Source organism: Streptomyces sp. Alt3, assembly GCF_030719215.1.
In the GTDB taxonomy this organism is placed as follows: domain Bacteria; phylum Actinomycetota; class Actinomycetes; order Streptomycetales; family Streptomycetaceae; genus Streptomyces; species Streptomyces glycanivorans.
This window is the reverse complement of sequence record NZ_CP120983.1, coordinates 281877-304082: the sequence shown is the minus strand read 5'-3', so window position 1 is coordinate 304082 and position 22206 is coordinate 281877. Positions and strand designations below refer to the sequence as shown.

14 protein-coding genes are annotated in these 22206 nt (G+C 71.7%); 7 read left to right on the top strand and 7 right to left on the bottom strand.

The window, feature by feature from the left end; translation table 11 throughout:
- Positions 1-20 precede the first annotated feature (20 nt).
- From P8A20_RS01420 to P8A20_RS01410, 3 genes are read left to right on the top strand one after another with little or no spacing between them, the layout of a single operon-like run.
- A complete protein-coding gene (locus P8A20_RS01420) occupies positions 21-1811 on the top strand; it encodes an ABC transporter ATP-binding protein (RefSeq protein ID WP_306102677.1) in 1791 nt (596 codons plus the stop codon).
- Positions 1812-1870: 59 nt separating this feature from the next.
- Positions 1871-12787, top strand: coding sequence for a non-ribosomal peptide synthetase (locus P8A20_RS01415; protein WP_306102676.1), 10917 nt, complete (start codon positions 1871-1873; stop codon positions 12785-12787).
- On the top strand, positions 12774-14474 hold the full coding sequence (locus P8A20_RS01410) for an ABC transporter ATP-binding protein (RefSeq protein ID WP_306102675.1): 1701 nt from the start codon (positions 12774-12776) through the stop codon (positions 14472-14474). Before P8A20_RS01415 ends, P8A20_RS01410 begins: the two co-directional genes overlap by 14 nt.
- Before the next feature lie 39 nt (positions 14475-14513).
- On the opposite strand, the gene P8A20_RS01405 is transcribed toward P8A20_RS01410, so the two are convergent.
- Positions 14514-15308 (bottom strand): AraC family transcriptional regulator, encoded by a 795-nt coding sequence (locus tag P8A20_RS01405; RefSeq protein WP_306102674.1) that lies wholly within the window; start codon positions 15306-15308, stop codon positions 14514-14516.
- Between the two features lie 70 nt (positions 15309-15378).
- Between P8A20_RS01405 and P8A20_RS01400 the strand changes: the two genes are divergently transcribed.
- Together P8A20_RS01400 and P8A20_RS01395 are read left to right on the top strand one after the other, a co-directional pair.
- Positions 15379-16197, top strand: coding sequence for a phytanoyl-CoA dioxygenase family protein (locus P8A20_RS01400; protein ID WP_187282264.1), 819 nt, complete (start codon positions 15379-15381; stop codon positions 16195-16197).
- Entirely contained in the window at positions 16194-16478 is a 285-nt protein-coding gene (locus P8A20_RS01395; RefSeq protein ID WP_147961525.1) for a hypothetical protein, read from the top strand. The genes P8A20_RS01400 and P8A20_RS01395 overlap by 4 nt, the downstream gene beginning before the upstream one ends.
- 23 nt (positions 16479-16501) lie before the next feature.
- Here P8A20_RS01395 and P8A20_RS01390 read toward each other — a convergent pair whose 3' ends face one another.
- The 6 genes from P8A20_RS01390 to P8A20_RS01365 all read right to left on the bottom strand — a co-directional run bounded on the left by P8A20_RS01390 (position 16502) and on the right by P8A20_RS01365 (position 20499).
- Positions 16502-16924 (bottom strand): DUF6221 family protein, encoded by a 423-nt coding sequence (locus P8A20_RS01390; RefSeq protein ID WP_147961524.1) that lies wholly within the window; start codon positions 16922-16924, stop codon positions 16502-16504.
- Positions 16921-17247, bottom strand: a complete 327-nt coding sequence (locus P8A20_RS01385) for a DUF6221 family protein (RefSeq protein WP_147961523.1) — start codon at positions 17245-17247, stop codon at positions 16921-16923. Before P8A20_RS01385 ends, P8A20_RS01390 begins: the two co-directional genes overlap by 4 nt.
- Positions 17248-17564: 317 nt before the next feature.
- Entirely contained in the window at positions 17565-18695 is a 1131-nt protein-coding gene (locus tag P8A20_RS01380) for an alpha/beta hydrolase-fold protein (protein WP_306102673.1), read from the bottom strand.
- Between the two features lie 203 nt (positions 18696-18898).
- On the bottom strand, positions 18899-19288 hold the full coding sequence (locus tag P8A20_RS01375) for an SDR family NAD(P)-dependent oxidoreductase (RefSeq protein ID WP_306102672.1): 390 nt from the start codon (positions 19286-19288) through the stop codon (positions 18899-18901).
- Positions 19289-19333: 45 nt separating this feature from the next.
- Entirely contained in the window at positions 19334-19801 is a 468-nt protein-coding gene (locus P8A20_RS01370) for a nuclear transport factor 2 family protein (RefSeq protein ID WP_147961520.1), read from the bottom strand.
- Positions 19802-20022: 221 nt separating this feature from the next.
- Entirely contained in the window at positions 20023-20499 is a 477-nt protein-coding gene (locus tag P8A20_RS01365) for a nuclear transport factor 2 family protein (protein WP_147961519.1), read from the bottom strand.
- A gap of 331 nt (positions 20500-20830) precedes the next feature.
- On the opposite strand from P8A20_RS01365, the gene P8A20_RS01360 reads away from it, so the two are divergent.
- Positions 20831-21442 carry a TetR/AcrR family transcriptional regulator gene (locus P8A20_RS01360; protein WP_147961518.1) on the top strand — a complete coding sequence of 204 codons (612 nt, stop codon included), beginning with the start codon at positions 20831-20833 and terminating at the stop codon, positions 21440-21442.
- Positions 21443-21775: 333 nt separating this feature from the next.
- Positions 21776-22156, top strand: a complete 381-nt coding sequence (locus tag P8A20_RS01355) for a VOC family protein (protein ID WP_147961517.1) — start codon at positions 21776-21778, stop codon at positions 22154-22156.
- Positions 22157-22206 lie beyond the last annotated feature (50 nt).

Sequence of the window (22206 nt, the reverse complement as noted above, 5' to 3'; positions counted from 1 at the left end):
CGGCCAGGTCCGGTTCCCGGGTGAGTGCCACGGACACCCGCGTCGCCCCCGCCGCCACCCTGCGCACGGCGGCCGGAGGCGAGTCCACCCGGTGGGTCGCCGCGCGCTGCCGTGAGGTGCCCTGGCTGACGGCCGCCACCGTGTTCACCACGGTGGCGGGGGCCGCGCTCCAGGTGCTTCCGGTGCTCCTGCTGGGCCGGGTGGTCGACGGCGTGGTCGCGGGCGACGGGCGCTCGGTCCTGGTCACGACCGGGATCCTGATGGGAGCCGCCGCGCTGCTCGGCGCGGCGGCCACCGCGGCCTCGACGTACCTGATCGGACGGCTCGGCGCGGATCTCCTCGCGCAGCTGCGGGAGGCCGCCGTACGGGCGGTGCTCGGGATGCCCAGCGCGCGGATCGAGCAGGTGGGGCGCGGAGACGTGCTGTCCCGGGTCGGCGACGACGTTGCCGTGCTCTCCCGTGGCATCCGCACGGCCATCCCCACGGTGTTCTCGGCCGGCGTGCTGGTCGCCATCGCCACGGTCGGCATGTTCGGGCTCGACTGGCGGCTGGGCCTGGCGGGCGCCGGAGCGCTGCCCGCCTACGCACTCGCCCTGCGCTGGTACCTGCCCCGGTCGGCTCCGCTGTACCGACAGCAGAGGGTGGCCCAGGCCGACCGCGCGCAGGCGCTGATCAGCGGCCTGAACGGTATCGACACCGTCCGGGCCTACCGCCTGGAGGGAGCCTTCCGTGAGCAGGTCACCGACAAGTCCTGGCGCGTGCGCGAGCTCGGTGTCCAGGTCTTCCGGATCTTCGGCCGCTTCGTCGGCAGGGAGAACCGCGCCGAGTTCATCGGGCTGGTCCTGATCCTCGTGGTGGGCTACGTCCTGCTGGAGACCGGCGCCGCGACCCTGGGCGACGTCTCGGCGGCACCTCTCATGTTCCACCGGCTGTTCACCCCGCTCGGCGCCATCATGTTCACCTTCGACGAGGCGCAGAAGTCGGGCGCGAGCCTCACCCGCCTCGTCGGTGTGCTGGGGGAGTCCTCGCAGGAGCGCTTGGTGGGCGTCGCCCCCGCGGCGTCCGGGGGGCCCGTACCGCACCCCGTGACGGTGGAAGGGCTGACCTTCGGCTATCCCGGAGCCGAGGAACCGGTCCTACGGGACGTCAGCCTGTCGATCCCGGCCGGCGGATCGCTCGCCCTGGTGGGAGCGACAGGCGCGGGCAAGTCGACGCTGGCCGCGCTGATCGCGGGCATCGGCACCCCGCAGACGGGGTCGGTGCGCATCGGGCCGCACGACCTCGCGGGCACGGACGAGGCGGGCGCGCGGGCACTGGTGAGCATCCTGACGCAGGAGACACACGTGTTCTCCGGTCCGCTCGCCGACGACCTGAGGCTGTCCGCGCCCCTGGCGACGGACACCGAGCTGACGGACGCGCTGCGCGTCGTCGGAGCTCTCCCCTGGGTCGGTGAACTCCCCGACGGGCTGAACACCACGGTCGGCGAGGGCGGCGAACGCCTGGACGTCACGAAGGTCGCCCAGATCGCCCTGGCCCGACTGGTGCTGAACCAGGCGGGGGTGGTGGTGCTCGACGAGTCGACCGCGGAGGCCGGCAGCGAGGGCGCCGCCGAGCTGGAGAAGTCCGTGCAGGCCGCGTGCTCCGGCCGGACCACGCTGTTCGTGGCGCACCGGCTCACCCAGGCGATGGCGGCGGACCGCATCGCCGTGCTGGACGCCGGACGCGTGGTGGAGCAGGGAACCCACGACGAACTGGTCGCCCTGGGCGGCCGGTACGCGCGCCTGTGGCGCGCCTGGCGCGAGGGCAGTTAGGCACACCCTGAGTTGGGACTCCTCCCACTCTCATACGCTGGAAGGACGATGAGTCTCCGATGACGGATCCCACTGCTCGCACCATGCTGCTTTCCGCCGCCGGTCTGGACGACGTACGCAGGCGGACCGGGGACCACTCCGACCGTACGATCGCCGAGGCGTGCGCCATCGGGCTGTCGTACTGGGCGACCGGCATCGGCCCCGAAGGCATCGACCTCACCCCCGCGACGCTGTTCGCCGACGTGCTCCGGTGGGTCGGCGACGGCGGCACCGCGCCCGCGGGCTGGGAGATCGGAGCGGACGGCCGGAGCATCCGGGCCGCCGAAGGCCTGCTGCCGGACGGCGCGCAGCTCGCGCTGGACGACCTGGCCGACTTCCCCGACCGGCCGTTGGGCAGCATCGCACCCGTCGGCGCGGAGGCGCGGATCAAGGCCCTGGACGAGTGGAACGACACTGCGGCCGACCGGCTCCGCCCCACCGTCGTCGAGATGTTCCTGGAGCAGGCACGGGCCCGGCCGGACGCCGTCGCGATCGTCGACGAACACCGGTCGCTGACGTACCGGGAGACGGCGGAGCTCTCGGCGCAGCTGGCGCACCACCTGATCGAGCGCGGGCTCACAGCCGAACAGGTCGTCGGGATATCCCTGGGCCGCTCGGCCGACATGGTGGTCGGGCTGCTCGGAGTGCTGCAGGCCGGATGCGCGTTCGTGCCGCTCGACCCGGCATGGCCCGCCGAGCGCCGGGCCGTCGTCGTCGAGGACGCCCGCATCGTGCTGCAGCTCAACGACTCGGGCGACCACCGGGACGGCGAACCGCCCGCCGTGGCCGTCGACCTCGGCGCCTGGCGGTACGACTCCTACCCGGCCGGGCCGACGGGCGTCACCGTCCCCGGAGCCGCCCTCGCGTACGTGATCTTCACCTCCGGTTCGACAGGCCGCCCCAAGGGCGCCATGATCCGGCACGAGGCCATCAGCGAGCGCCTGTTGTGGCAGTCGCAGGAGATCCTCGGCTTCGGCCACGACGACGCGTCACTGTTCAAGGCACCGCTGTCCTTCGACATCTCCATCAACGAGATCTTCCTGCCGCTCGTCCGCGGCGGCAGGCTCGTCGTCCTGCGTCCCGGCGGAGAACGCGATCCCCAGCACCTGCTCGGTGTGCTGTCCGAACAGCGCGTCACCTTCACCTACCTCGTGTCGTCCATGCTGGACGTCCTGCTGGAGATGACCGGTGACTCCGGCCGGCTGGACAGCCTGCGGCACGTCTGGTGCGGCGGCGAGGTCCTGACCCCCGAACTGTACGAACGCTTCCGCACCCGCCTCGACATCCCCATGTACCACGGCTACGGCCCGGCCGAGACGACGATCGGCGTCTCGCACGTCATCTACCGCGGCGAGGCGGAACGCCTGTCGACGTCGATCGGCAAGGCCAACCCCAACACCCAGCTGTACGTGCTCGACGACGAACTGCGCCCGGTCCCCGTCGGGGTGGGCGGCGAGCTGTACGTGGGAGGGTTCCTCCTGGGGCGCGGCTACGTCAACGCCCCCGGCCTGACGGCCTCCCGGTTCGTCGCGAACCCCTTCGCGGGTGACGGGTCCCGGCTGTACCGGACCGGTGACCTCGCACGCTTCGCCCCGGACGGATCGCTGGACTTCCTCGGCCGGGCCGACAACCAGATCAAGATCCGCGGGATGCGGCTGGAGACGGAGGACGTCGAGGCGGGGCTCGGGGAGCACCCCTCCGTACGGCACACCTGCGTCGTCGCGAAGAAGAACACGGCGGGCGGCACCTACCTGGTGGGCTACGTCATCCCCGTCACCGGCAGCGAGGGGCTGCGGGGGGACGAGGTCACGGCGTGGGCGGCCGAGCACATGGTGGACTACATGGTGCCCACCCACGTCGTCGTGCTGAAGGAGTTCCCGCTCACCGCGAACGGCAAGATCGACCGGGCGGCGCTCCCGGAACCCCGCGTCGGGGCCGGTCCGTTCGTCCCGCCCTCCACCGAGAACGAGCGCGCGGTGTGCGAGGCGGTCGCGACCGTCCTGAGGCTCGACGAGGTCGGGGTCGACCAGGACTTCTTCCGGCTCGGAGGGGACAGCATCCTGGCGATCTCGCTGCTGAGCGCACTGCGCGCCGCCGGCCTCCATGTCACGGCACGGCAGATCTTCACCCACAGCGTCGTCGGGGCGCTCGCCGCCGTCGTGTCCCGGGAGGACGTCTCCACAGGGGGACACGACGACGTGGCCACCGGCCCGGTCGTCGGATCCCCCGTCGTCCAGTGGCTCGGAGAGACCACCGACGCCATCGACGGCTTCGTGCAGTCGGTCGTGCTGAACACTCCGGCGGACCTGACCGCCGACGCCCTCGACGCGATCCTCGGCGCGGTGACCGCGCGGCACGACATGCTGCGGGCAGGGCTGGTCCGCGGCGACCGCTGGAGCTTCGACATCCCGCGGGCCGACCGCGCCGCCGTGGGATGGCAGGAGAGCGGCCTGCCGCTCGACGCCTGCGTGGCGCTCGCCACGGACGGGCTCGACCCCGAGCACGGCACGATGCTGCGCGCCGTCTGGCGCCGCGACGCACGTGAACTCGTCGTGGTCGTCCACCACGTGGTCGTGGACGGTGTGTCCTGGCGGATCCTCATGGAGGATCTGGCCACCGCCTGGCAGCAGTTCGCGTCCGGAAAACCCATCGAACTCCCTCCGGTGGGCACCTCCTTCCGACGCTGGACGCAGGTGCTGGAGGGCGCCGACTTCGAGGCGGACCGTGCCGTCTTCGAACGCCCCCTGCCCGGGGCCGACCACCCGGTGGGCCGGCGCGCGCTGTCCGGGGCCGACACCGTCGCCCGGGAACGCACCCGTACCGTCACCCTCGGCGCCGGGGCCACCGCGGCGCTGCTGGGGGAGATACCCGCGAAGTTCCACGCGGGTGTCAACGACGTGCTGCTGACGGGACTCGCCGTCGCCCTCGCCCGGTGGCGCCGTGACCTCGGGCAGGACCAGACGTTCGCACACATCGAGCTCGAAGGACACGGCCGCGAAGCGCGGTTCGTGGCGGACAGCGCCGGCTTCGAGCCGGAACTGTCGCGGACCGTCGGCTGGTTCACCACGCTGTTCCCGGTGGTCGTGGACCCCGGTGCGACGGCCGATCCCACCGACCCCGCCTACCTGGCCGCCGCGCTGAAGGCGGTCAAGGACGACCTCGGCCGGGTGCCGGGCAACGGCCTCTCCTACGGAGCCCTGCGCTACCTGACCGACACCGGGCTCGACACCCCCGCCCCACAGGTGCTGTTCAACTACCTGGGCCGCTTCGACTCGGGCACGGGAGGGGACTGGCAGTTCGCCGGCGCCGCGGGGCAGCTGGGCGAGAAGCGCGACCCGTTGATGCGCCTTCCTCGTGCCCTGGAGTTCAACGCGATCGCCGAACCCGCGTCGAACGGCGCGTACGAGCTCGTCACCACCGTCTCCTGGCCCGACGGAATGTTCACCGACGAGGACACCACGGCCATCTGCGCCTACCTGCGCGAAGCCCTCACCGGGCTGGCCGCCCTCGAACAGGGAGGCCACTCGGCCGGCGACTTCCCCCTGGTCCCGCTGACCCAGGACGACGTGGACGCCCTGGACGGACCGGCGCTGCTGGACATCCTGCCGCTGACCCCGCTGCAGGAGGGCCTCTACTTCCACTCGGTCTTCGACGACGACTCGGCGGGCAGTTACGTCGAGCAGCAACTCCTCACGCTGGAGGGCGAGGTGGACGCCGACCGGCTCGCGGCGGCGGCGACCCGGCTGCTCACCCTCTACCCGAACCTGGCCGCGCGCTTCGTCGCTCTCGCCGACGGTCGTGTGGTCTCCGTACTGGAGAGCGGGGTGGAGGCGCCCTTCACCACGCTGGACCGTCCGGGGATCACCGAAGCCGGTGTCCGCGAGCACGCCGAGCGGGACCGCCGCGCCGGTTTCGACCTGGCCACCGGCCCGCTCATGCGGTACACGCTCATCCGCGGCGGGTCCGGCGGTACCGGTGGTTCCGGCGGCGACGTGCTGGTGCAGACCGTGCACCACATCGTCGCCGACGGCTGGTCGGTCCCGCCGATGCTCCGTGCCCTGCTGGCCGAGTACCACGCACCGGGCAGCCTGTATCCGCTCGGCGGCTTCCCCGACCACGTACGCCGGCTCGCCGCGCTCGACGAGGAGGAGAGCGACCGGGTCTGGCGCGAGGAGCTCGCCGATCTGCCCGGCCCCTCCCTGGTCGCCGACGGCCACGCCCCCTCCGACCGTTTCGCCGACACCGCGGTGGTGCCGGAGCACGACATCGACGCGGCCGTCCGCTCGGCCGGCGTGCCGCTGAGCGTGGCGGTGCACAGCGCGTGGGCCGTGACGCTGGGAGGCATCCTCCAGGGCAGGGACGTGGTGTTCGGTTCCACCGTGTCCGGCCGTGACTCGGAGCTGTCCGGCATCGAGGACATGGTGGGTCTGTTCATCAACACCATCCCTCTGCGGGCCCGTTGGTCCGGCACCACCCGTGCGCGTGATCTCTTCACCTCCGTGCGGGAGCACCAGAGCGCGGTACTGGCGCACCAGCACGTCTCCCTGGCGAGGATCGGCCGCCAGGCCGGCGGGGGCGCCGTGTTCGACACCCTGGTCGTCTTCGACGTCGCGACCGATGTGGAGGCACTGCGGCGGCCGGGCGACGAGGTCGCCGTCACCCGCATCGTGAACGAGGGCGCCCCCCACTACCCGCTCACCCTGGTCGTGGAACGCACCCCCGACGGCCGGGCCCGCTTCAACCTGATCTACGACGGGGACCTGCTGCGCGAAGCAGGCGCCCGGGCCGTCCTCGACACGTTCACCCGCACCCTCACCGGCCTGCTCGACCGGCCGGACGCCCTCGTCGACGACCTGTCGCCCGACACACGCCGCAGCCCCGAGCCCTTCGCCCCGACGACACTGGGCGGACTGTTCGACGCCGCGGCCCGACGCGACCCCGCGGCGACCGCCGTCACCCACTGCACCCTCGACGGCGGGACCCGTTCCCTGACCTACGGCGAACTGGCAGCCGCGAAGGACGAGTTGGCATCGGCCCTGCGTGCGGCCGGAGTCGGTCCGGGCAGTCGCGTCGCCGTAGCCGTCCCACGTTCCCTGGACCAGGTGGTCGCCCTGGTGGCCGTCGTCAGCGCGGGCGGGGCGTACGTACCCCTGGACCTGGCGTACCCGGACGCACGGCTGGAGTACATCCTCACCGACGCGGCCCCGCAGGTGGTCCTCGTGGACCGTGACCAGCGGGACCGCTTCACGGCGCTGCTGGACCGGGGGACAGGGCCCTCGGCGGCCCGGGTGATCGTGCTGGGGGAGGAGCTTCCCCCGGAGGACGAACCGCGCACCGGCGCGCCGGTGGCCGGATGGCACGATCCCGCTTACGTCATCTACACCTCCGGATCGACCGGCCGGCCGAAGGGTGTCGTCGTCCCGCACTCCAGCGTGGTGTCACTGCTCAGGAACACCCGGCCCGACATGGACTTCGGCCCTCACGACGTGTGGGTGCAGTTCCACTCCTACTCCTTCGACTTCGCGGTCTGGGAGCTGTGGGGCGCCCTCGCGCACGGCGGTGAACTGCTGGTCCCGGACTACGGGCTGACCCGCTCCCCGGTGGACTTCCACCGGCTGGTCCGTGAGCGCGGGGTCACCGTGCTCAACCAGACGCCCTCGGCCTTCTACCGTTTCGTCGAGGCCGACCGGCACGCCGTCGAGTCCGCCGGCACGCTGCGCCGGATCATCTTCGGGGGCGAGGCGCTGGACCTGGCGCGGCTGCGTGGCTGGGTCGAGCGGCACGGCACCGCCTCGCCCGAACTGGTCAACATGTACGGCATCACGGAGACCACCGTCCACGTCACCCACCGGGTCCTCACCGACGAGGACTTCGCGGGAGACGTCAGCCCCATCGGCGGCCCCGTCCCCGGCCTCACCACCTACGTGCTGGACGACCGGCTCCGCCCCGTTCCGCCGGGCAGGGTGGGTGCCATCTACGTCGCCGGCGACCAGGTCTCGCTCGGCTACCTCGGCCGGCCCGGGCTCACCGCCGGCCGGTTCGTCGCGAACCCCTTCACGGGCGACGGCTCCCGCATGTACCACACCGGTGATCTCGCCCGGCGCACCCTCGACGGAGAGCTGGAGTTCGCCGGCCGCGCCGACGAACAGGTGCAGCTCAAGGGGTTCCGCATCGAACTCGGCGAGGTGGAGTCCGCGATCAGGGAGCTCGACGGTGTCGTGGACGTGGCCGTCACGGTGGCGGACAGCGACGACCACCTGGTCGCGCACGTCGTGGGCCGGGTGCCCGACGACCTCCCGGACCGCCTGTCCGAGAAGCTGCCCGTGCACATGGTGCCGGGCCGTGTGATCGGGACCGACGTCCTCCCTCTGACGGTGAACGGGAAGCTGGACCGCAAGGCGCTGACCGAGCGTGCCACGCGGGAGAGCGCACCGGTGGAGCAGGCAGACTCCGCGCTCCCGTTGCTCGTCGACATCTTCGCCGGGACACTGCCCGGCGACATCACCGTCGACGGTGACACCGACTTCTTCATGGCCGGGGGCGACAGCATCGTCGCCATCACCGTGATCAACAGGGCCAGGGCGCTCGGCCTGGCGATCGCCCCGCGGGATGTGTTCCTGCACAGGACACCGCGCGCGCTCGCCGAGCACCTCGCCTCACGCGCGCCGCGGTCCGCAGCGTCCGCGTCCACCCCCGCTCCCCGCGAGGACGGGCCGCTGACACCCACGCCGATCATCCTGCGCCAGCGCGAACTGGGCGGCTCCCTGGCCGGGTTCGCCCAGGCCAGGACCGTGCAGATGCCCGAGGGCGCCGGGTTCGCGGAGGCCGGCCGCGCGGCGCGGGCGGTCGTCGCGGCACACCCGGCACTCCGGCTGCGGCTCCGCGTGGAGCACGGCGTGTGGTCGCTGCGCACCGAGCCCGCCGGCGAGGTCACCGTCGTCCGGACGGACAGCACCGACGCGACGGCTGTCGCGAGGGACGCGGCCGGCCGCCTCGCCCCGGAGTCCGGCGACGTCATCGCGTTCTCGTGGCTGGAACAGAGCCGGACCCTCGTGGTCACCGTCCACCACCTCGCCGTCGACTCCGTGTCCTGGCTGGTCCTGCTCGACGACCTGGACACCCTTCTGAGGGGCGGCACGCTCCCCCCGCCGACCACGTCCTACGCCGAGTACGCCGAGGCCCTGAGCACCCGCGCCAACCAGATCACCGACGACCTCGACCACTGGGTCACCACCCTCCGGGCGCCGGGGCTGCTGCCCGCGGTCGGCGGCATCCGCGAGACCACGGTCGTGCTCACGCCCGAGGCGAGCGACCGGCTGACGCGCACCGCCCCCGCCGCCCTCGGAATCGGCCCGACCGAACTGCTGTGCGGCGCGCTCAGGACCGCGCTGACACACGTCCAGCCCTCGCCCACCGACCTCACCGTCGAGCTCGAACGGCACGGCCGGGTCCCCGCGCTGGACCACCACGACTACTCCCGCACCGTCGGCTGGTTCACCTCCATCGCACCCCTGCGGCTCACCGCGCACACCGACCCCGTCGCCGCGGCACGCGAGGTCGCGGCACGCCTGCCCGACGAACGCGGACACGTCGCCTACGGCCAGCTCCGCTATCTCAACCCGCAGACGGCCCCCCTGCTGACGGCCCGACCGCAGGTGCTGTTCAACTACCTCGGCCGGGGCAGCGAGTCCCGGGCGCTGCACCTCACCGGCCCGGACCAGGACAGCCCGTACGCCGTCGAGGTCAACGCCTGGACCGACGACACCGGAAGCCTGCGCGCGGTCTTCTCCCTCGCCGACGGCATCCCCGACGCGATCACCGAGCACTGGCGCGACGCCCTGCTCCGTCTCGCGGAATTCTCCGCCACCGCCGAGCGCACGGCACCGGTCACCCCGCTCCAGCGGGGCCTGTTCTTCCAGGCGCAGATGGCCGGCACGGCCGGGCACTACGTCGCGCAGAGCTACTTCACCTTCGACCGTCCGCTGGACACCGAGGCGCTGGCCGAGGCGATGGCGTACGTCATCGCACGGCACCCGGTCGTCGGCGCCGGCTTCGGCACCGACGACGAGGGGAACCCCGTCCAGCTCCTCGCCGCCGGCCGGCGCGTGGACGTCCGTACGGTCGAGGCGCTGACGGAGGCGGACGTCGAAGCCCTGCGTGCCCGGGACCGTGACACGGGATTCGACCCGGGCGAGCCGCCGCTGGTCCGGATGACCGTGGTCAGGCTGCCCGGCGGGCAGGACGGCCTGCTGCTGAGCTACCACCTGCTGCTGTGGGACGGCTGGTCCCGGGAGATCCTGCTCCGCGACCTGTTCGACGCCTACCACGCGCTCCTGGCCGGCGAGGCACCCGAACCGGTCCCGGCGACACCGGGCTTCGAGGACTACGCCCGCGCCCTCGACGCCAGGGACCCCGCGGTGTCGGAGCGCTTCTGGGCCGAGCACCTGGCCGGACTCAGCGGCCCGACCCTCCTCGCGGGGCCGGAGCCGTCCCTGACGGAAGAGCTGCCGCGCGCCCTCGTGCACACCCTGTCCGCGGAGGGGTCCGACCTCCTGCGGGCGGCGGCCAGGACCCACGGGGTCACCCTCAACACGGTCCTCAGCGGCGCGTTCGGCCTCCTGCTGGGCGCGCACACGGGCCGTACCGACGCCGTGTTCGGTGTGACCGTCTCCGGACGGGAGGGCGAAGGCCTGTCCGGCATCGTGGGCGTGCTCCTCAACACCGTCCCGATGTGGACCCGGGCACGGCCCGGGGACACGGTCCGGGAATACCTCTCGTCCGTACAGGCGGCCCGTGTCGAAGCCATGGAGCACGAGCACCTGGGACTCGGTGAGATCCAGCGGGCCAGTGGCCACGGGAGCCTGTTCGACAACCTCTTCGTGCTCCAGAACTTCCTGGACATGGACGCGTTCGCCGAGATGAACGCCCGGCACGGGATCACCTCGGTGAAGGCCGACGACTCGACGCACTACCCGTTCACCTGGGTCGTCACGCCCGGCGAGCGCCTCACCGTCAAGCTGGAGCACCGCGACGACGACACCGCGAACGCCCGCCGTCTCCTCGACGACTACCTGCGCGTGCTCGACGACCTGGCACGCTCCACCGGACCGGTCGGCGCGCTGAACGGCATCGGACCGGAGCCCGAGCCCTCCGCGCACACGGACATCGGCACGGACACGGTGGTCGACCGGTTCGACCGGGCCGCCGACCGCGATCCGCAGCGGGTCGCCCTCGTCGCGCACGGTTCCGCCATGACGTTCGCCCAGCTCCGCGACCGCAGCCGCGCGGTGGCCGGTGTACTCGTCGGGCGCGGCATCGGACCCGAGACGACCGTGGGCCTGGCGATCCCGCGCTCCCTCGACTCGATCGTGGCACTGTTCGCCGTGCTGCGGGCCGGCGCCGCCTATGTGCCCCTGGAACTCGACCACCCGGACGAGCGGATCGCCGCGATCGTCGACGCCGCCCGCCCGGACGTGATCCTCACGGTCAGCTCGGTGTCACCCCGGCTGACCGGCGACCTCATCGAGCTCGACCTGCCGCTGCCGGAGGCCGAACCGTATGTCACGTTCGCACCGGACTCCCCGGACCGACTGCGGCACCCCGCGTACACGATCTACACCTCGGGATCGACCGGGAAGCCCAAGGGTGTCGTCACCGAGTACGCCGGTCTCACCAACATGCTGATCAACCATCAGCGCCGCATCTTCGAACCGGTCCTCGCGGAGCACGGGCACCGCACCTTCCGCATCGCGCACACCGTGTCGTTCGCGTTCGACATGTCGTGGGAGGAGCTGCTGTGGCTCGCCGACGGCCACGAGGTGCACATCTGCGACGAGGAACTGCGCCGGGACGCCCCCCGGCTGGTCGAGTACTGCGCCGAGCACGGGATCGACGTCATCAACGTGACCCCCACCTACGCGCAGCAACTCGTCTCCGAGGGCCTCCTCGACGACCCCGCGCGGCGGCCGGCCCTGGTGCTGCTGGGCGGCGAGGCCGTCACCCCGACCCTGTGGCAACGGCTCGCGGAGACCGAGGGGACGGCCGGCTACAACCTCTACGGACCGACCGAGTACACCATCAACACCCTCGGCGTCGGCACCTTCGAATGCCAGGACCCCGTGGTCGGCGTCGCTATCGACAACACCGACGTGTACGTGCTCGACCCGTGGCTGCGGCCCCTTCCCGACGGAGTCCCCGGCGAGCTGTACGTGTCGGGCATCGGCGTCGCCCGCGGCTACCTCGGGCAGACCGCCCAGACCGCGGACCGGTTCGTCGCGTGCCCGTTCGGCGAGCCCGGCGGGCGCATGTACCGCACCGGGGACCTGGTGTCCCGACGGCCCGACGGGAACCTGGTGTACCTCGGCCGCACCGACCAGCAGGTCAAGATCCGAGGGCACCGGGTCGAACTGGGCGAGGTGGAGGCCGCGTTCGCCTCGCACCCGGCGGTCCGCTTCGTGGCCGCGGTCGCCCAGCCGGACCCTCAGGTCGACGGCTCCCACCGGCTGGCCGCCTACCTCGTGCTCAGCGGTTCCGACCTGGCGGCGGTCGCCGCCGAGGTCGGCGGCGGGCTGCCGGACTTCCTGCGCCCGACGCACTACGCCCAGGTCGACAGCATCCCCCTGACCGTGAACGGCAAGGCCGACACCAAGGCGCTGCCCGAGGCCAGGCCGCTCGGCGTACTGACCACGGTCGGCGAACGCGGCCCCGAGACCGGGACGGAGACGGTGGTCTGCGAGTTCTTCGCCGAGGCGCTCGACCTGGACGACGACGAGGTGAGCGCGGTCAGCGACTTCGTGGCCCTCGGCGGACACTCCATGCTGGCGGTGCGGCTCATCGGACTGCTCCGCCGGGAGTACGGTCCTGTGGTCACCATCCGTGATCTGCTCACCCTTCGAACCCCGGAAGCGATTGCCCGCCACCTTGATGACAACTCCTGACGTGCAGCGCCGCCGCCCCGGCGCCGGCATCCTCCGCACCGCCCTGCGCCGCAACTCCGGCGCGGTCGTCCGGGGGACCGTCCTCATGGGCCTCTACCAGGCGGGCGAGACCGCCTTCCCCATCGCGCTCGGCCTGATCGTCGAGCACACGATGCAGGACCGGAGCCTCGGTTCGCTCGGCCTGTCGATCGGGGCCCTGGCCGTGATCATCACGACCGTGTCGCTGTCGTGGCGGTTCGGGATGCGTGTGCTGCAGAAGGCCAACACGACCGAGGCGCACCGCTGGCGCGTCAAGGTGGCGGCCTGCGGTCTCCAGCCGGTGGCCAGGGACGTCGGCCTGAAGTCCGGCGAGGTCCTGACCATCGCCACCGAGGACGCCGACCAGACCGCCGACATCGTCGAGGTGGTCCCGCTGCTGATCAGTTCGCTGGTCGCGGTGGTGGTGGCGTCCGTCGCGCTGGGCATGGCCGACCTCCGGCTCGGACTGCTGGTGATCGTGGGAACCGTCGGGATCCTGTCCGTCCTGAGCGTGATGTCCCGGCGGATCGGCTCCAGCACGCGTGAACAGCAGGCCCGCGTGGCACGGGCGGGCGCCAAGGTCGCCGACCTGATCACCGGGCTGCGCCCGCTCCACGGCTTCGGCGGCAACCACGCGGCGTTCCTCTCCTACCGGAAGGTCAGCACCGAGGCGAAGCACCAGGCGATCACCGTCGCCCGGGTGAACGGCGTCTACGCGGGCACCGCGCTGGCCCTCAACGCGGTGCTCGCCGCCGCCGTGACCCTGACCGCGGGCTGGCTGGCGTACGGAGGCCGGATCACCATCGGTGAGCTCGTCATGGCCGTCGGTCTGGCGCAGTTCATCATGGAACCGCTCAAGATGTTCTCCGAGATGCCCAAGTACGTGATGATGGCGCGAGCCTCGGCCGACCGGATGGCCCTCGTGCTCGCCGCACCGCCACTGACGTCCCCGGGCCGTGACCGCCCGGCCGCCGGCGGCGACCTCGAGATCGACGGTGTCAGCCACGGGACGCTGCACGGACTCCGGTTCAAGGTCCACGCAGGCGAGTTCGTGGCCGTCGCCGCCTACCAGCCACGCGCGGGCGCCGACCTCGCCGCGATCCTGGGCGCTAACGTCCCGCCCCAGGCATACGACGGAGTGGTGCGGGTCAGCGGCCGGGAGATCGGGGACCTGTCGGTCGAAGCCCTCCGTGAGCACCTCCTGGTGAACCCCTACGACGGGGAGATCTTCGAGGGCAGCCTCCGCACGAACATCGATCCGTCGGGCACCAGCGGGATGGTTCCGGAGGCAGTGGAGGCGTCGCTCCTGACCGACGTCGTCGCCCTCCACCGGGAGGGACTCGACCACGCCGTCCGCGATCGTGGCGCGAACCTCTCCGGGGGGCAGCGCCAACGGCTCTCGCTGGCCCGTGCCCTCGCCGCCGACTCCGACGTCCTGGTCCTGCACGACCCGACCACCGCGGTCGACGCGGTCACCGAACAGCTCATCGCGCGCAACATCGCGAAGCTGCGCAAGGGCCGCACCACCCTGGTGATCACCAGCAGCCCGGCTCTGCTGGACGCCGCCGACCGCGTCCTCGTACTGGACGACGGTGCCGTCACGGCCGAGGACACGCACCGCCGCCTCCTCGCCACGGACGAGGACTACTGCAGAGCCGTGGCCCGGTGACGCGCCGGGCAGGCGGCTCCGGCCCGGGGCGCACCTGCGTCAGTCCGATCCGTCGGTGCCCCCGGGCAGGAGCCGGCCCCGGATCGCCCGGGGGGAACCGCCGAGTTCGCGGTGGCACGCCTTGTTGAAGGCCTGGAGGTCGCCGATGCCCACCGAGCAGGCGATCGCCTGGACCGACATCGTCGACTCGCGCAGCAGGTGCCCGGCGTGCTCCAGACGGCGGGACCGGATGTAGGCAGCCACGGTCGATCCCGTCTCGGCGCGGAAGAGACGCGTCAGACGGCTGTGGGAGACCCCGCTGCGCCGGGCGATCTCCGGCACAGTCAGCGGGGCGGCGAGATTGGCCTCGATGTGAGCCATGGCCGAAGCGACCGCCCCGTGCGCACCACCCGGACGCTCACTCCCCGCGAGCCGCGCGACCCGCCACAGCGCCGTCCACATCTCGGCCGTCGCCTGGGCCGGTGAACCCGGCATGGCGGCCAGCGCACGCTTCAACAGCCCCGAGATGAGAGGGGCTTCCCTGCCCGCGTCCTGCATGACGGGTACGCGGTGGCGTTCCCCGGCCTCCGCCAGCCGCAGATGCGCGTACAGATGCTCCGACCGGCCGCGGTAGTCGAAGGTGGCCTCGGTCCCGGGAGGAACGAGGCTGACCCGCCCCGGACCGATGGCGTGCCGGCTGCCGCCGACGGTGAGATGCCCGGTCCAGCCGTACAGGTGCAACTGCCAGAGGCCGGGCAGCCTGAAGACGTCCCGCGGACCGCTGACACCGTGCACGCCGACTCCGACGTTCACCACGACCGGAGGCTCGGCCAGCGAGAGCAAGACCTGATCCATGACGAAAATCTACCAGTGGTCGACGAAAAGAACCCATGTCCGGAGCGGCGGGAGCTCATACCGTTGCCCCATGACGACCAGAGAACACTTGCTGACCTCGGTCCAGGTAGCCCGCTTCGTCGCGAGCGGGTCCCTGCGCCTTGACGCGGTGGTTCCACCCGCGATGAACGAGCAGGCGGTCGGCGTCCTGGACGCGGGGATACCCCCGGTGCCCTACGGGACGCCGCTCGCCGACGCGTTCGCTCCCGGGTCCTTCGCCCGGCGGCTGACGTCACTGCCGGCCGTGGCCGGGGCGATCCGGAGCCTCGTCGGTCCGGAACCGACCGTCGACCACCACGCCGTGCACGTACGGGAACCCCACCAGGGCTTCGCCCAGCCGCTGCACGGCGACGCCATCATCGACGTGCGGCCGGACGCCTTCGACATCCAGCTCATGTACTACCCGCACGAGGTCACGGCCGACATGGGCGGCACCCTGAGCGTGCCCGGCAGCCATCTGCGCCGCACCAACGAGACGGACACAGGCCGCTACCAGAACCTCCGCGGCCAGACCCGGCTCGTCTGCCCGGCAGGAACGGTCGTCCTTCTCCACCACGGCATCTGGCACGGCGGGCGCAGGAACGACAGCGACATCCCCCGGTACATGTTCAAGATCCGGTTCAACCCGACGGTTCCGCAGGTCCGGCTGTGGAACACCGACGACCTCGACGACCCGCAGGTGGGACACGAACTGCGGACGGGCTTCGACTGGTACGAGCCGGCCGCGGGCCGCCTGGAGATCCACAACCGGGTGCTGCTCTGGCGGGCGCTCACCGGCGACGACACCTTCGACATCGACCACTGGGTCACCCGCGTCAACAACCGGCCGGCCCTGGGGAGCAACGCATGAGGCAGCAGGTCCTGATCCTCTTCCTGGCCAACTCGGCGCTCGACGCCGACGTGATCGGCTGGTCCTCCTACGACGGCACCGGCCGCACCCGCCCGACCACGGGCGACGGCGACGAGCCCCCCTACGGAACGGGACTGGACGCCCTGCTGGACGGCTGGCGGCTGATCCAGGCCTCCCAGCTGATCCCGCCGCACCCAGGGCACGAGTACGACACGTCGTTCCTCAAGCACGAGTTCATCTTCGAGAAGCTGCACCAGGAGGAGGACGCCGAGAGGGCCTGAGACGGAGGCCGCGGCGCGTGTGCTCAGGGGTGCCACCCGGGCCGGTGGTCCGGGTGATGGGCGTACGCCTGCGCGAGGTGTCGCACCGCCACCTCGACGGCCATGCGTGGCGTGCCGGCCGTGTGGTGACCGAAGGCGTCCGGAAGCCCTTCACCCGTCTCGGGTGTCGTGTACCGCTTCAGCAGCCCCCGTGTCGCAGCGACCTCACGCAACACCTGCGCCGGGTCGTGCAGGGCGATGTGTTCGGCGCGGGCGGCGTCCTCGTCGGACCCGCCGACCTCCGGCCCGGCAGTGACCAGAGGCGGGACGTCGTCGTCCACAGAGGCCGCGGAGTAGACGCCCGTCCCCAACGCCTGCCAGCCCTCACCCGCGCCGCCGGCGGCGACAGCGGCTGCCTCCTGCTCGTCGAGACGGGCTCGGAGGAAGGCCACCAGTTCGGCGGTCATGCAGGGCTCCCGGGCTGGTGGGCGGATCCCTCGTCGTGCGGGTAGTCCCGGTGTTCGACGTAGGGCGCGGCAAGCAGTCGCAGCTGGAATTCGGCGTTCCGGCCGCCGGGCCCCGCAGTTCCCAGGTACGGCACCACGGTGTCGGCGAGCAACACGAGCCGGGCCTCGGCTGCGGCGACGGAGAAGCGGGCGTGCTTGGCGGCGTCCTCGGGTTCGACGCCGAAGCGTTCGGGCTGCCTGCCCACCACGTCGCCGGCGTAGCGGGCCTTCTCCAGCTCCTCTTCGAAACGCGCCCGGACGAAGGCCACCAGATCGGTGGTCATGCGCAGCTCCTCGGGGTACTGAGGCAGCCGGGTTCCTTCCGGGCGACCTGCCTGAGGTGGTCGGCTCTGATCATGCAGGACTCCTGGGTCGGTCGGTCTGCTTCTTCGACGGGTCATCGCCGCGTCGCTTCCGACGACAAGGGTGGCCGTAGTGCCGCACGGCAAGCAACTCCGGTGCCCGACGCCGGGACGCGTGGGCGACGGATCCACGCGCCCCCACGGGCCGTCCGGAACAGGACCCGCACGCACCCGGACATCCCGCACGGACAGATCGACGGGCACAGGACCTGCGACTCGACTCATTTCGTGACGACCTGTCAGGCTAGTGCCCAGGCGACATCCCTCAGCAGGGCATGCCGCCAGCCCGCCCGGTCGTGGCCCGAGGCCGACCGTGAGACGCGCACGGTCGCACCGGCCTGTTCGGCCAGGCCCTCCGCGAGTTCGCAGTGCGGAAGCATGCCTGTCTCGTGTTCGCCCACGTCGAAGGCCACCCGCAGCCCGGACAGATCGGGGCGCTCGCGCAGTTGCTCGGCGATGCTGCCGCCTGCCGGGCCGTCGAGGAGGTCCGTCCGGTCCAGGGCGCCGGGTGTCCACCAGAACGACGGAGACTGGCAGGCGACCCGGGACACCAGTTCCGGGAACTCCAGGGCCGCGTACATCGCGCTCAGACCTCCCAGGCTCTGCCCGGCGACCACCAGCCGGTCCAGGTCCGCGCGAACGCCGGACTCCGCCACGAGCGGCAGCAGTTCGTGCCGGACGGCCTCCCAGAGTTCGGGACGGCACCCGAACTCCGCCGCCCGGTCCTTCGACGGGAGGAAGACCAGGGTGACCGGGGGAAGGTCCCCGTTCGCCACGGCCGATTCGAACGCCGTCATGGCCGGATGGAGGTACAGCCAGTCGTCCCCGTCGAGCAGCAGGACCACCGGACCACCGCCGCCGACCGGGTGGACCCGCACGGTGCGCCGTCCCCCGAGCAGCACGCTCGCCCAGCGGATCCGGGTGGCCGGGACGGGCAGGACGTCGTCGGCACCCACGGCGGGCCAGTGCGGCTGGTGCGGAGCGTCCGGGGTCGCGAAGACCGACCGGTCACCGCCCGCGCCCTCCGGGTTGAACGCGTCGGCGTACTCCCCGTCGTCCGCGAGGAACTGGTAGGTCACCCGGAGCCGGGGCGGCATGCGGACCTCCGCGTACCAGCAGTCGGTGTCCTCCCACCGGTGCAGGGGCACGGGCTTCGACCAGCTCTCGAAGCCCACACCCGCCGGAGAGCCCCGCCACAGGAACAGGGTCACCCACCCGCCGTCCTCGGCGGGCAGCGACGCGGGTGCTCCTGCCGCCGCCCAGAACTCAGGGCTGCCGGGCGTGCCGGGCAGCCCGAACCCGGCGAAGGCGCCCTCCCCGGCGGCCGTGCTGCCGTACGCGGTGCGAGCCTGTTCCGTCACGCGGCGCATGAGCGTCTCCTTGTCAGAGCGAGGTCGAAGCGCTGAGGGCGCGTCAGTCAGGTGACCCTAACTTGATCCTCGGACTCTCTTCCACAGCACCGCGACCAGCTCTCGCGTGAGTACCTCGGGCCCGGCGATGCCTGCGGGTGGGCGTGCTCCTCGGGTCGCGGCACGTCGCGGGCAACTTCGCGTCGTCGGAGCCACGAACGTGGTCAGCTCGCGAGCAGGTCCTCGGAAACCTGCCACAGACGCTCGGCGGCCACCGGGTCCAGGGCGTGAGCCGCTACCCCGTCGGCCTCGCCGTCGGCCGGGACGACATCGCTGGGGAGCGCTTCGTTGCAGTTCTCGAAGTAGCGTCCACCGATGCCTTCCACGAGAGGGGAGGCCGCCAGGGGCACGGAGGTGGCAGCGCCCTGCTGGGCGGTGCGCCACGGGTAGGCGTCGAAGATCGCCTCCTGCTCGGGGTCCGTCGAGGACTCGTCGAGGTGGCGCTGCAGTCCGGTGCGGATTCCTCCCGGCATCAGGGCGTTGGCCGTGATGCCCTGGCCGGACGACGGCTGCAGCGGCAGGTCCCCCTTCGCGGCTGGTGCGTCACCGCGCACGTCTCGGTGCGGAGCGATGGGGCCGCAGAGTTTCTGCTGTTCAGCTCACGGGGCGAGGACGACGTCGGGGCTGCCGGTCGTCCAGTGGATGTGCAGCGTCCGGCGTGAGATGCGCCAGCCGTCGGGCGTGCGCACGAGATCGTCCTCGTAGGTGCCACCCGTGTGGTAGTGGCCGCTGCCCCTGTGGTGATGGGCCACGATCTGGGTGGACGCGTGTGCTCCCGTCTCTGTGAGCTCGATGCTCTGGGCGCCCAGCAGGTGCTGCGTCGCGTCGAGGCTGCCGAACAGTTTGCGGGCCCCTTCGGCGACAGCCCTACCGCCGGTTGTCACGCCGCTGAACCTCTCGCCTTCCGGCAGGTAGGCGTCGAAGACGTTCTGCACGACGGCGTCCTCGGTGAAGACGGAGGCGACGCGGGTGAAGTCGCGACGGTCCAGTCCGAAGACGTAGGCCGTCAGCAGTGCGAGGATCTCGCCGTGATCCTGGCGTCGGTCGGGGGTGGCGGTGGCACTCATGGGATTCCGATCGTGAGGGGGGAAGCCGGGAAGTTCACGCGCTCCCACCCGAGATGTGACGAGGTCCGTGCGCTTCGGGTGGCCGGTGGCGCACGCGGAGGGTGAGCGGGGCCCGTCGGCAGCCGGGCCGGCGTCGCCGGCCCTGAGACCTGCCGGGTCCGGCCCGGACGCGCCGCGGCGTCCGGGCTAGACGTTCCTTACGCAGCGCCCGGCAGGCGTTCTCAGATGCCGGCGAGGACGGTGGGGTCGCCCTGGGTCCAGGCGTTGTCGACGGTGACGTGCCGGATGACCCACACGTCGCCCTGGCGGGCCAGGTCGACGTCGTAGCGGTTGGTCATCAGGACGTGACGCGAGTGGTCCTCGCGGGGCAGATGCTGGCACGCCACGATCCCTTCCAGGTGTGCCGTGTCTCCGTCGAGACTCACCCGCGGATTGCTCACGGAGTGCGTGGTGTCCAGGTGGCTGAGTGAACCCAGCAGGGCCTGCGCGATGGTCTCCCTGCCGTTGATCGGCGGGTACTCCTGGCCTGCCTTCCTCGTGGCCGGGCCGAAGTCGGCTACGGCGTCGTCCGCGAACGCCGAGGCGAGAAGGTCCTTGTCCCGCAGGTCGAGGCCTGCGGCGTAGCGGTAGAGGGTTTCCACCACGGCGAGCTTGTCTGCCGTGGCCGTGAGATAGGTGCTGCTGCCGGTTTCCGACATGGTGCGTCCGTCCTTGGGTGGCGGGTTGCTTCGTCTCCAGCACCGTAAACCACTAATTGACAGGTGTCGAATAGTGGTACCGTCGAGAACGAAGCCAGGGAAGGAGTGCCATGTCCTACGTGAATCCCGGCGCCCGGAAGGTGCCCGACACCGATGCCGGCCGGGAGCGGGCGCGCGCGACGTCCGTGCCCGCGGCGTCGGCCGTCATGACTGGAGTTCCCGGCATCGCGCGCATGCCGACGGCGTCCGGACCGGCGGCCGGGCGGCGCAGACGGCGGCCGAAACCCGAGGCGGCGGAGCCGGACGACCGGCCTCGAAGTAGGGTGCGACCATGGTGAGTGAGCAGCCTTCGGCAGTCGAAGCGGATCCGCGCTTCACCCGCTCGCGACGGGCGATCGCGGACACGCTGGCCGATCTCATGGAGCGGACGCAGACGTGTCCTTCGGTCTCCGCGCTGGCGGAAGCCGCCGGCATTCACCGCGCCACCTTCTACAACCACTTCGACTCGGTCGAAGAGGCCGCGGTGTACGTGATCGCAGAGGACTTCCGGGCCCTTCACGACCTGAACATCCGCGACCGGCAGATGGGGGCGGACCCGACCGCTGTCGCAGTGGCCACGCTGAACGCCATGCTCGGCTCTCTTCGACAGCGCAAGAGCCTCTTCCTGCTGGCTTCGACCTGGCGATCGCCGAGCGGACTGATGGGGATCGGCGACCTCCTCCTGGAGCAACTGCACGCTCTTCGGCGCGACCTCGGCGTGAACGAACAGGAGGCGGGCGCGAACAACTCGGTCGAGGACGTCTACACGGCCTCCGGCGTGCACGGAGTCTTCTCAGCCGCAGTCGGAGGCAACACCGACTGCGACCCGGATGAGATCGCGAACCGGCTCTACGAACTCCTGCCCCAGTGGATTCGCCGGCCACCGGAGCCGTCGACGCACTGACGAAGCACCGGAGCCTGCCGTGACAACCGACGGCTCCGACGACATCAACCGCCGTACCCGGCGACGCTCCGTCTCCTGACTGGGCGCGCAGCCCCTTGCGGGCCCCGACGCCCCGCAGCGACAACCAGGGGCAGCGTCCCGGCCCGGCAGCGCACGAGGGCGCCCGCTGCCCGCATCGGCAAACCCTTACACCGCACCCTCGGCACACTCGCCGTCACCGGCTCCGGTGATGACGCCTGCCCGCAGCCGGGCCGCCACCGTTCCTTTCGGGGGCGACTCGTTGACCGTCCCCGGTCAGCGCGGCCCGACCTCACCTCACCACCGGGAGTTCCGATGTCTTCCCACGTCCCGCCCCACCCCGCGATCCGCTACCTGGGCGTCACCCTGGACTGCCCCGATCCCGCCGGACTCGCGCACTTCTACAGCGAGGCACTCGGCCTGCCCATCACCATCTCCACCGACGGTTTCGTATTCCTGAGCCGCGAGGGTTCACCCGGGCTGGGCTTCTACCGTCTGGACGACTACCAGGCCCCCACCTGGCCGCACTCCTCCGTGCAGAAGCAGGCTCATCTCGAACTGGGCGTGGACGACCTGGACGCGGCCCAGGCCCGGCTCGTCGCCCTGGGGGCCGTCGTGGCCGACCCGCAACCGCTGCCCGAACGGCGCCGCATCCTGCTGGACCCGGCCGGACACCCGTTCTGCATCACCCTCTGAGGCCGGCCCCGCGAGCACCCTCGACGGACGACTCCCCGCACCCATCACAC